The following is an 11348-nucleotide window of genomic DNA, read 5'->3' as shown; positions in this document are numbered from 1 at the left end:
AAACCCCAGCTTCGCGCATGTGCGACCCTTTTTTGCCTCTCAATTGTACGGAAACGCCAAAAGCGCCAAGCTGGATCGTTTTTTGGTTGAGATTTTGAATAAAGTTGCAATCATTCAAGGTATTGCGGGAGGGGTGCGTTGACAGAAATTCCGGAAATGATGCTGCTGAAGGCATTGGACAAGGCGGGTTTTTGGGCGCGCCCGCTCGGGGGAGGATTTTTTCTCTGCCAATACGAGACAGCGAGCCATTCGGGTTCGGTTGAGCATGCCGATCGAGGCAACATGACGCTGCGACTAAAGGGATTTGTGTTTTGAAGCCGCAGCGTGGCGTCCGCCGAAGCGGCGGACTGATAGCATCTCTGATTGCTATCGTCCTTCTCAGCGGATGCGGAGCACCCGAACCTGATCGCTACCGTATGACGGTGGAGGTGTTGACTCCGGCAGGAGTAGTAAGTGGATCCGCCGTTCGCGAAGTACGGTTTTCCGAAAGAGCCGATTGGTTCCCGTTCGGCGAAAGCAAGGCTCACGCGGCCATCGCAGGAGAGGCGGTCGCCGTAAAGTTGCCATCCGGACAAGTCGTCTACGCGCTTCTTGCGGGAGATGCGAACGACCTAAATTATGCGTCTGGCCTGATGGGACGAACGCTAGGGAGTGGTGAAAACAGGAAAGCAGACCACTACGAATTATGGCCCAACCCATCTGGCAATGTAAGAGATTTGCCTATACTGGCATATTTTAAGAATAGGTCAGACCCAACGTCTTTTTCTACCTTTGACAGAGATGATTTTTCGTCGATATTTGGACGTGGTGTTTATTTGAATAAGATATACATTGAAAGAACAGGCGACCCTGTAACGTGGAAACTGAGAAGCGATATCCCATCATTGGAAACGGACAAGGTCCAGAATTGGGTGGGAACTCTAAAGTACGATGACCCACGAAGCATGATCCTGGGTGGCTTGGTGAGGGGCAGTAAAGATGAATCGTGACCTTTTTTTAGCAATTCTATCAATGGATTCTTACAATAGAGGCTACGATCAGGGCATTAAGCCATCGAAAATCAGCGGGACGCAGATCGGTAATGCGACCATTGGCTCAAGCTCACTTATACTAGGGGGAACAGCGGAGGGTCGTCGAGATCAGAATGTCGGGTTTTTTGGGATCGCCTATACGTGGGGCGACGAGACGATTATCGCCTATCGCGGCTCAGACAAGATCGCGGACATAGCACAGAACCTTGATCAATTCCTCGGCCTTGAACCCGCAGGCGATAATGACGTCATCAACGGCTATGGCGTCGCGCTGGGCTATCCAAACGGCCCTCAAGCCAAACTGGCAATTGAATTTTATCGCGAGATCGCGAACAATGATGTCAATCCCGCAACTCGAAGCTCGAAGATATCTGTTACGGGTCATTCTCTGGGAGCTGGCCTCTCTGGCCTCGTTGCTGGTCTATTTCATCTCGACGGAACACATTTCGACCCTATGCCGTTCGGGGCCGCTCTGGATACCGCCGATTTTTGGGGCTTCCTTCCGCCCACAGCGGAAGCCGCGGAATTTGTCAGCCTTGCCTTTGGTAGCGAGGCGCCTTGGCTTTCTCAAATTACATCGGGGTCGCAAGCCTATGCTATCGCATCCAATGGCATGCGCAGCCACAATATGCTGGATTGGATGCGAAGCCAATTCGGCTTGAATACCGGTATAGATGTAGATTATCTTTCTCTTCCGCCAGATATTCCCTTTTCGATCACCGATCGAAATGGCGTCGGACAGGCTCATGCAAATAATTTGATCGTGATGACCATGTTCGGGAACGGGCTGGGTCTGGGTAATCTGGATTGGAAGGACGTTGCCAAGCATTTCATTCCCGCCCTGTTCGACGAAAAGATAGGCTTTGCGGCCGGCGGCGCCGATATTGACAACTCGCCCATCGTGTCAGGCGACCCAAATAAACATGACTACTCGGGCGCGATGCGGGATGCGATCGCATACTCTGCCTTGGACGAAGGAGCATTGATATTCGGCAATGTCGGCATTCGAGCCCTTTTCAACGATGCGAATGAACTGGGTGAGGTTCTGGCAGGATCACACAGCTCGACCATAAGCGACTCTGCCGAATCCATCGCGCGGATTTTCGCCCAATTCGCCGGGCGGATGGCAATTGCCAAAGTCACCGATGACGCTGAAGCGTTGGAAGGCGTCGTCCGCATCGGTGCCGATACGATCGCAATTGACCTGTCTCTGCCCCTGTGGCGAAAAGGCGAAGGCGTGTTGCCGTTTGAAGGCGAGATTGTCGGTCGCCGGGAACTGCTGGCGCGAGCCCTTTCGCAACTGCAGACAAGCTATGTGTATGTGCCGGTGTCGGTCGACAATCCGACCATGGTTCCGGTGCCGAACTATTCGTCGGATTTGCTCGCCGGACTCCGAATTCTTTACGGCGATCATACGCTTTTCGATTCCGCCGACCCCACTCGCGTAGTCGATCGCGTGGTTTTTCAGCGGACGGACGCGGCGTTCGCAGGGACGTTGCTGCCACGCCTGACGCAAGCGCCCGATAGCGGCGTGACTCTGTTTGCGATGGGCGGCGGCGATGATCAGGTTCACGGCTCGTCAGACAGCGAGTTGATTTATGGCGGCGACGGTGTTGATGTCATTCGCGGCGGCGCGGGCGATGATCTGATCGCCGGCGGTGTTGGCAACGATGTGCTTTCTGGTGGTTCCGGCCGCGACTTCCTCGCGGGCGGTGAAGGCGAGGATCGCATCGATCTGGAACTCGACCCGGAATCGGCGGTGGGCGTCGGCTTGGGGCTGACGGCGGTCGATCCTCCACGAGTAGGCGAGCAGAGCTATTTCGCTTTCAGCCTTGGCGGTGCGCAGTCCGACTATGCCAATGGCATCGAAAAAATGTGGCTTTCGAGCAAGGATGACACTGTCATCGTCACGTCGCTCGGCGACCCGGATGCTCGGTCGGCCATGGCGGATATGAAAGTCGACTTCAGGGGCTCGGGCACGCCGGCGCTTGATCAGGACACGATCGATCTTTCGGGTGTCGCGATCGACAATCATATCTCGGACGGCTTCTTTAGCCGGGAGGCCGATCTTGGCGTCTATGTCGACCTCAGCGACAGCGCGAACCAGGAAGTTCGTTACCTCTACGACTATTTCGAAGGCAATAATCCCTGGATCGTCGACTGGCTCAATTTCTACCAGCTCGGCACCGTCGTCGGTGACGACGTCAAGCTAAAGCTCGCCAATGCGAACACCGCCATCGGCACCGACAATGATGACTATCTGATCGGTAATGGCGGGAAGAAGGCCGATGGCGAAGGCTATTCGACGCTGATCGGTGGCGCCGGCAACGACCTGTTCAAAGGCGCGGGCTGGGAAACCCACATCTGGGGCGGCGAAGGCGCGGACATCGTGTCGGTCGGCATCGGCGGCGTGACGGTCTTAGAGGATGCAGATACCAACGACCGCACGCGGTTTGGCTTCGTACCTCTGTTCGGCGGCGTGCAGGCTTGGTGGAACGAGACTGGAACCGCGACCTGGGCTCCGATGACTTCGCTGATGGCGGCATTCCCGTTCATCGGCGCACAGGCCATGTTCTCGATCGCGGCGATGGCGATCGACGGCATTACGATGAAGTTCGCCAAATATCGCCACGATGCCGAAACCGGCGACCTGATCGTCGATCTCGGCTGGGGGCTCGGGGGCTCACTGATCATCAAGGATTATGACGTCGACCTCAATACCGGGCGCGGCGATGCCGGGATCACCGTATTCCGTCAGGGGAAGGTGAAGCAGGGCGTCAATTCGGCGATCAAGGCGTCGAATGGCATCGAACAATATGTCAATCTCGCGCTCTATGCGGGTTTCGGCATGGGGCTTTCGGGGTTCGATCCGCTCGTCCTCGACCTCGACGACAATGGCTACGACCTGATCTCGCGCGAATATAGCCGCGCCTATTTTGAGTTCGACGGCGATGGTTTTGCCGAAAATGCCGGCTGGGTCGGCGGAAACGACGCCTTCCTGGTGCGCGACATCAACGGCAATGGTCGCATCGACGATATAACCGAGATGTTCGGCAACCGCACGACATCGGGTTTCACCGCGCTCGCGGCGCTCGACAGCAATTCAGATGGCGTGTTCAACAGCGCAGATGCCGCCTTCGCGACGGTCAAGCTTTGGAAGGATGCGAACAGCGACGGCGTAACGGACGCGGGCGAACTGATTTCCCTCGCCGATGCGGGCATCGTCAGTATCTCGCTGACCGCGACGACATTGCCCGAGACCGATGTGCGCGGCAATGTCATCGTGCGCGAAGGGAGTTTCACGCGCGCCGACGGCACGACGGGCAAGGTCGGCGACGTCGCGCTCGATGTATCCGACACCGACACCCGCTGGACTGGCGCGCAAACGCCGAGCCAGGCCGCGGCGGCGCTGCCGCAGATCGCGGGAATTGGCGAGCTGGTGAGCCTTCGCCTCGCGATGACGGGCGACGCTACGCTTTTGTCGATGGTCAATGGTTTCGCCGGTAACAACACAGCGGGCATTTCGGCATTGCGCGGCGATGTGGAACAGATTCTCTATCGGTGGGCGGGGGTCGACGGCGTCGCCGCGACCGCTATCGGTTCGGGCGGTTTCGATACACGCAAGCTTGCCTTCCTCGAGAAATATGTCGGTATCCAGCTGATGCCGCGCGGTTCGGGCGGGGCTGTTCTGACCACCAATCTCGCGCAAATCGAGGCGCTGTGGAGCCATGAATTCAACCAGATCAGTTTCAAATTGCTCGCGCAAGGTCCGCTCGCGGCGAAGTTTGCGGGCCTGACATATTACGAGACCCACGACCTGCTGCGCGCGGTCAATGCCGATACCGTGAGTACGATACTCGCCGGCTTCCTCGACGATATGCCTGCAGGGGCGGCTGCTGCCGCGGATTATTGGGCCGACTGGGGGCCATTGCTCGGCGCGTTCGCCGGCGCGGTCATGCGGACGTCGGGTGTCGACGTCGGACGCGATTATTTCTTCGCCGAACTGGTGAAGGCCGTCGACAGCCGGTCGCTCCCGCTTGATCTGGAAACCCTTGCTGCCGGTCTGGCCATCGATGGGTTGAAGATCGGCGGCGTCTCGGCGCTTACGCGCACCGCAAGTGATTCCGGAACGCTGACCTATTACTCAGAGACCGGCAGCCAGCATTTCGTCGGCGGGGCCGGCCAGGACGCCTACGTCTTTGGCCATGCCATCGGCAATGCAGTGATCACTGACAGCGAGGGCGGGCAAAGCGGCGATCGTATCCGCTTCGCCTTCTTGACGCCCGACGATATCGCGATGGCTCGCGACGGCAATGACCTGTTGATCACGGTCATTGCGACCGGCGAGACCGTTCGCGTCGTGGGACAATATGCCCCTGTGATTCCGCAGGGTGTGGACATATTCCTCAGTTCGAACAAGGGTGTCGAAGACATCCAGTTTGCGGACGGAACCATCTACGAAAATTCGGATATGGCCGTTGCGGTGGGCAAGGGAACGCCGGGCAACGATCAGTTGACGGGCACGATGCATTCCGACGTTCTGCAGGGTCTTGCGGGTGACGACATATTGATGGGCGGCGATGACGCCGACATCTATGTCGTCAACGGCGGCGAAGGCCACGACATCATTCGCGAATCCCAGAGCACCGTCCTGCTGCGTTCAGCCGACGTACTGATTCTCGGGGAGAAGGTTTCTCCTGACGAGGTCGAATTTGTTCGGGAGGGGCCGGGCCTCGATGATTTGCGGATGAATCTTGGCACGGGCGGCAGCGTCGTAATCGAGAACCAGTTCGCTTATTCGGTGCTGGGCTACAATAATGCGCTTGCACCTAATTCGCGGATCGAAGTCGTTTCGTTCCGTCATTACGGACAATCGTGGTCGAGCAAGGATATTGAGAATCTACTTCTCCAGCGTGCGACGACGACTGGTGCAGATGTCGCGCGTGGATTCGGCGGCAATGATTATTTCCTGACCAGTGCTGGCAACGACATCCTGATTGGACTGGACGGCGGGGACACCTATGAGTTCGGCATTGGTTCGGGCAATGACACGATTGATGAACAATCTCGCTACATTGATGTCACCGTCGGCCTCGGCGGGCTTGCGAACAGCGTTGAAAACGATGTCGTCCGTTTCAAAGGCCTGACCCTTTCCGATGTGACATTCAAGCGCCTGTCGGCCGCGCCCGACATTACAATCACGATCAATGCGACCGGCGAAACGTTGACGGTGAAGGGTCAGTTCGACGGGTTCCAGACTGGCTTCTTTGCCGCCCAATGGCTTCACCGGATCGAGAGTTTCGAATTCGCCGATGGCTCCACGCTGAACTGGCAGCAGGTGGCGGCGATGACCACTACGGGCACCGATGGCGAGGATCAGCTGTGGGGTGACCTTTATGCCGACCGGATGGTTGGCGGAAAGGGCAATGACACGCTCTCGGGCGGTGGCAAGGGCGACGAGTATATCTTCAACCTCGGCGACGGCCAGGATGTCATTTACGACAACAACCGGTTCATCCTTGGCGATGGCATCCTGAACGTCGACAACAGCCCCGACTATGTGACCCTCGGCGCGGGGATCTCGGCAGAGATGGTCACGATCAGCCGTAACGGCAATGACCTGACGTTGGGCATCGGGGCAGGCGGCGACAGCCTCACCCTGAAGAGTCAGAACAGCCTGCTCAACACGGGCGTCTTCGGCGTCTGGGGACAGAGCCGGATCGAAGAGATCCGGTTCGCAAACGGAACAGTCTGGGGCTGGGAAAGCCTCAATGCCCGCTGGATCGCACAGCATACGACCGGCGGCGACGACGTAGCGAACGGCTTTGCGCTCGAAGACATCTTCGACGCCAGCGCCGGCAACGACATATTGGCCGGCGGCGATAGCGGCGACGTCTATTGCTTCGGCCTTGGTTCGGGCCAGGACATCATCCGCGAGAGCGTCGACAATGTCATGTATGACGACGAAGACAGCGTAGAATTCGCAGCCGGGCTTGCGCCCGAGGATATTCAGCTTGGGCGGGTTGGGAACAATCTCGTCGTTTCGCTGTCGGACGGCAGCAGCCTGACCATCGAAGGGCAATTCTCCTTTTTGGCATGGTATAGTTGGCAGGATATCGAGCTGTTCAAATTCTCGAATGGCGTCAACTGGACCGCGGCCGATATCCGCGCAAGCTTCCTTACCTCGACCGCGGGCGACGATGTCATCACCGGCTTCGACAATGACGACGTCATCGACGGCGGCGCCGGCAACGACATTTTGCGCGGCGGAAACGGGTCGGATGTGTATCATTACGGCGTCGGGTCGGGTCACGATATAATCGAGGAAGATCGAACCAACACCAATCTTGATGAGGCCGACCGCGTTATATTCGGTGCTGGTCTCTTGCCGGAAAACCTTGCCGTTGCCCGTGCTGGCGACGACCTCGTTCTTACCATCATCTCGACGGGCGAAACGCTGACCGTGAAGGGCCAGTTTGCTTTCGCCAACTGGTATGCCTGGTGGGACGTCGAGCGCTTCGAATTCGCAGATGGCACGGTATGGACCGACCGCGATATCGCTGTTCGCCTGACCGGCGGGACGCCTGGTGACGATACGATCCTTGGTACGTTCAGGTCCGACACGCTCGATGGCGGCGCGGGCAATGATATCCTCATCGGCGATGATGGCGCCGACATCTATATTTTCGGTCGGGGATATGGCCATGATGAGATCCGCGAGGGTCTGACCAATGCCAATCTGGACGAAAATGACGAATTGCGCTTCGGTCCCGGGATTACGCTCGAAGATCTCGGCTTTGCCCGTGACGGGAACGACCTGATCATCACGATTCTCGACACGGCGGAAACGCTGACGATTACGGGGCAATTCTCTTATTCCAACTGGTTTACCTGGTGGGACATCGACCAGTTCCGGTTCGACGATGGAACGACCCTGTCGCGCGTCGACATCCAGCAGATCGTGCTGACGCCCACGGCGGGCGATGATCATATGATCGGCTTTATGTCGGGCGACCGGATCGACGGCGGCGCGGGGAACGATATCCTTGAGGGCGGCGACGGCGGCGACACCTATGTCTTTGGGCGTGGCTATGGTGCGGACGAAATCCGCGAGACGATGAACAACGCCAATCTTTCCGAGAATGACACGCTCGAATTTGCGAGCGGCGTGAGCTGGGACAATCTTACTTTCGCCCGCAATGGTAATTCGCTCACCATCGGGATCGAAGGAACACCGGACACGGTCACGATAAACGATCAATGGGCGACGCTCAACGACACGAGTATCCGTACTTGGTGGGATGTCGAGAATTTTGTCTTCGCCGACGGCACAACAAAGACCCTCACCGATATCCAGCTCGCGCTGACTCGCGGGACCGACGGCGACGATGTCATCGACGATTTCTATGGTGATGACTTGCTTGTTGGGGGCCTTGGCAACGACACGCTCCGTGGCAGCCGCGGCGCCGATACATTTGTCCACAATCTTGGCGACGGGCACGATATCGTGTCGGACTATGCCGTCTACTGGGGCTCCGAAGGCGACCGCATCTTGTTCGGTCCCGGTATTGCCCCTGGGGATGTGACGGTCGGAGCGTCACCAACCAATCCTGCCGACATGCTGCTCTCGGTGGGCGGCGGGCAAAGCTCGGTTACGATCAGGAATCAAGTCGGCGCCAGCCGTGAATGGGAGATCGACAGCGTCGAGTTTGCCGACGGAACGATCTGGACGGCCCTCGAACTGTCGCGCCGTTTTGTCGAGGGGCTGGGAACACCGGGTGACGATGTGATCACCGGAACCGGCAATGCCGATACGCTTGGCGGCGGCGGCGGCAATGATGTGATCTCCGGCGGCGGCGGCAATGACGAGCTCTACGGCGGCACGGGCAACGACACGTTGAACGGTGATAGCGGGAATGATCACCTCGTTGGCGGGGTCGGCAATGATATTATACGCGGCGGCGAAGGCGACGACGTGTATGTCTATGCGCCTGGCGATGGCGACGACGTAATCGATGAATGGGGCGGTTATTGGGGTAGCTTCGACACGCTCGAATTTGGTGCGGGCATCGGTCCCGACGATCTGGTCTTTGTCCGCTCGGGAGAAGCCTATGTCGTCACCTTTGCTCACATTCCTGGTTCGCTGACGCTCAACTACCAGTCGGCGGGCGGCCTCGCTGGGGGTCGCGAGGGCGGCATCAAGCAGTTCCGTTTCGCCGATGGCACAATCTGGTCGCGCGGCCAGATCGACGCGGCCTATCTGGCGCAGCAGGTCACGGCGGGCGATGACGTGATTACCGGCAGCATCCGCGACGATGTGATCGCAGGCGTCGGCGGCAACGACACGCTGATCGGCTGGGCCGGCAACGATCGCCTGACCGGCGGGGTCGGCAATGATATTATACGCGGCGGCGAAGGCGACGACGTGTATGTCTATGCGCCTGGCGATGGCGACGACGTAATCGATGAATGGGGTGGTTATTGGGGTAGTTTCGACACGCTCGAATTTGGTGCGGGCATCGACCCCGACGATCTGGTCTTCGTCCGCTCGGGAGAGGCCTATGTCGTCACCTTCGCTCACATTCCTGGCTCGCTGACGCTCAACTACCAGTCGGCGGGCGGCCTCGCTGGGGGGCGCGAGGGTGGCATCAAGCAGTTCCGTTTCGCCGATGGCACAATCTGGTCGCGCGGCCAGATCGACGCGGCCTATCTGGCGCAGCAGGCGACCGCGGGCGACGATGTGATCACCGGCAGCATCCGCGATGACGTGATCCATGGGCTCGGCGGCAACGACACGCTGATCGGCTGGGCCGGCAATGACACACTTATCGGCGGCGCGGGCAATGATCTCCTCCAGGGTGAGGCCGGGAATGATGTCTACGCCTATGCGCTCGGCGATGGCGATGATGTCGTCGACGATCTGAGTGGGCAGAACATCATCCAGTTCGGCGCGAATATCGTGCCCGAGGACATCTATTTCTCGGCTTTGGCTTCCAGTCCCAACGACATCGTCATTCGCTTTGTGGGTAGTTCGGGATCGATCGCGCTCAAGAACCAGCTTGCGGCGTCGAGTGCGGACGGGGTGCAGAGCCTCTCCTTCGCCAATGGCACCGTGTGGGACCGGGCAAGGATTCTCACCGAATATCTAGCCCGCCAGGCAACCGGGGGCGACGATTATATGGGCGGCGATGGCACGGCCAATGCCATGAATGGCGGTGCCGGAAATGACACTATTCGCACGCAGGGAGGCGATGATCAGCTGACCGGCGCCACCGGCAACGACCGCCTTGAGGGCGGCGCCGGCAACGACAGCTATCATTACGCGCTCGGCGACGGGAGCGACGTCATCGCCGATGGTGGCAGTGATACGGTGGACAAGCTTGTCTTTGGCCCCGACATCGTTGCAGCCGATATCTCGATCGACCCCGATCAAAACAACGCGGCGAATAGCGTCATCCGATTCGCCGGACGATCAGAGACCATTTTGCTCGAACAGCAGATGACCGGAAGCAACGGGATCGAGCGCATCGAATTTGCCGACGGGAGTTACTGGGACGCGACCGAAATCGCGAACCAGATCGCATTGGGCCTTGGCCGCGCGGGCAATGACACCCTAGAAGGAACGTCGGGCAATGACAGTTTGTCTGGCGGCGGCGGCAACGACGCGCTCTTCGGCCGCTGGGGTAGCGACACGCTCAACGGCGGTACAGGCAACGATGTGCTGGATGGCGGGCAGAGTGACGATACATACCTCTATGCGCGCGGCGATGGTCACGACACGATTGTCGATAATGATGTTTGGGAAGGTGGCCTTGCCGATACGCTCGCTTTGCAGCAGATCGCCGTTGCCGATGTATCGCTGTCGCGCGTCGGCGAGGACATCATTCTGACGATCGCGGAGAGCGCGACCGGCGCCGGGGATGGCGGCAGCATCCCGCTGGTCAACATGAACCCCAACCGTGCCAATGGCATCGAGTTCGTGACCTTTGCAGATGGCACCCGCTGGGATGCCAATTACCTGCGCCAGCGGGTCGTGTCGGAGGCCGCGACGGGCGGGAATGATGCGATCACCGGCTTTGACGGTAGCGAAGCCCTTTCTGGCGGCGGCGGCAATGACACTCTTACGGGTCGTTGGGGCAACGACACGCTCAACGGCGGCACGGGCAATGACACGCTCAACGGCAGTCAGAGCGACGACACCTATGTTTATGCGCGCGGCGATGGTCACGACACGATTGTCGATAATGATGTTTGGGAAGGTGGCCTTGCCGATACGCTCGCTTTGCAGCAGATCGCCGTTGCCGATGTATCGCTGTC

At 58.8% G+C, this 11348-nt stretch carries 4 protein-coding genes; 2 read left to right on the top strand and 2 right to left on the bottom strand.

Translation table 11 applies throughout. From position 1 onward, the window contains the following. Positions 1 to 138: 138 nt before the first annotated feature. Positions 139 to 315, top strand: a complete 177-nt coding sequence (locus ACTJI5_RS21850; RefSeq protein ID WP_440861798.1) for a hypothetical protein — start codon at positions 139 to 141, stop codon at positions 313 to 315. Between the two features lie 1137 nt (positions 316 to 1452). Here ACTJI5_RS21850 and ACTJI5_RS21845 read toward each other — a convergent pair. Both ACTJI5_RS21845 and ACTJI5_RS21840 read right to left on the bottom strand, forming a co-directional pair. Further along, positions 1453 to 1860 carry a hypothetical protein gene (locus ACTJI5_RS21845; RefSeq protein WP_440861797.1) on the bottom strand — a complete coding sequence of 136 codons (408 nt, stop codon included), beginning with the start codon at positions 1858 to 1860 and terminating at the stop codon, positions 1453 to 1455. Between the two features lie 225 nt (positions 1861 to 2085). Then, positions 2086 to 2604, bottom strand: coding sequence for a hypothetical protein (locus ACTJI5_RS21840; protein WP_440861796.1), 519 nt, complete (start codon positions 2602 to 2604; stop codon positions 2086 to 2088). Here ACTJI5_RS21840 and ACTJI5_RS21835 point away from each other — a divergent pair. Further along, positions 2563 to 11348 (top strand): calcium-binding protein (locus ACTJI5_RS21835; RefSeq protein WP_440861795.1); only part of this gene is annotated, 8786 nt, incomplete at its 3' end. The two genes, ACTJI5_RS21840 and ACTJI5_RS21835, sit on opposite strands and share 42 nt — an antisense overlap.

Source organism: Sphingopyxis sp. 22461 (assembly GCF_052044915.1).
Taxonomy (GTDB): Bacteria; Pseudomonadota; Alphaproteobacteria; order Sphingomonadales; family Sphingomonadaceae; genus Sphingopyxis.
Note: the sequence above shows the minus strand (reverse complement) of the source record. Positions and strands in the feature narration are given on the sequence as shown.